Consider the following 1,047-nt stretch of genomic DNA (forward strand, 5'->3'; position numbering starts at 1 on the left):
CTGCATAGATATCCTTGACGGTCTGCTTCTCGAGACGGAAGGAGGCTTTCTTCAGTACAATCTCCTTGTTTCTCCGCACATAGTATATGGCTATCGCGGCAGAGACATGCTGGGCAAAGACTGTGGCTATCGCGGCTCCCATGACCCCCATCCTCGGCATCCCAAACAGGCCAAAGATCAGGATAGGGTCAAGGATGATGTTTACAATTGCCCCGGTACTCTGGATGATCATGGGGTGGAATGTATCGCCTGTTCCCTGCAGGATCCTTTCACAGGTGATGTCGATGAACAAGCCAAGTGAGAAGATCAGGCAGATGGAGATATACTGGTTTCCCATGGCAATGAGTTCTGGGTCATTGCTGAAGAACTCAACGAAGGTCTTGGAGAAAAAGAGGCCTAAAAGCGCAAAAAATCCCCAACTGATCACGGAGAGTGTGAGACCATTTCCTGCAGCTTTTCGAGCAGCAGATATGTCCTTTGCCCCGAGTTTCCTGGAAAGCAGTGAGTTTACCCCCACAGAGGTCCCGACACTTACTGCGATGAGCAGGTTCTGCATAGGGAAGGCAAGGGTAACAGCAGTCAGCGCTTGCTGGCTGTAGTGAGAGACAAACATACTGTCTACAATATTATAGAGTGCTTGCACCAACATGCTGAGCATGATGGGAAACGACATGGACAGAACAAGGGTGGGGATCGGTTTGACCCCCATTTTATTTTCTTGGACAGGTTGCATGGGTATTCCTTTCAGATTCTGGTACAGTCATACCATACCATACAAGCTTAGTAAAGCAGGTTGTCAGTTGGTCTTCTCGAGGAATGCCTCCACCTCCTTCTTTCCCTTCTCCTCATCAACTTGCCTGAGCAGGATATACCCACCAATGAAGAGCAAGACCAGTGAGACAATTCCATTTCTGGAGTCTCCGGTAACCAATGTGACAACTCCCATGAGCAGTGGACCGATGATTGCAGCAAATTTACCGAGCATATTGAAAAAACCAAAGAACTGGGCCGACCGTTGTTTCGGGATAAGGCGAGTATAGTATGACC

General features: G+C 48.7%; 2 protein-coding genes. Both read right to left on the bottom strand.

The genetic code is table 11. From position 1 onward, the window contains the following. The coding region (locus JF818_RS06665) for an MATE family efflux transporter (protein WP_198891253.1) at positions 1 to 733 on the bottom strand (733 nt) is incomplete at its 3' end. 63 nt (positions 734 to 796) lie between these two features. Then, positions 797 to 1,047, bottom strand: a 251-nt coding sequence (locus JF818_RS06670; RefSeq protein WP_198891254.1) for an MFS transporter, incomplete at its 5' end; no start/stop codon positions are given.

Origin of the sequence: Sphaerochaeta sp. S2, assembly GCF_016406725.1 — a bacterium.
GTDB lineage: Bacteria > Spirochaetota > Spirochaetia > Sphaerochaetales > Sphaerochaetaceae > Sphaerochaeta.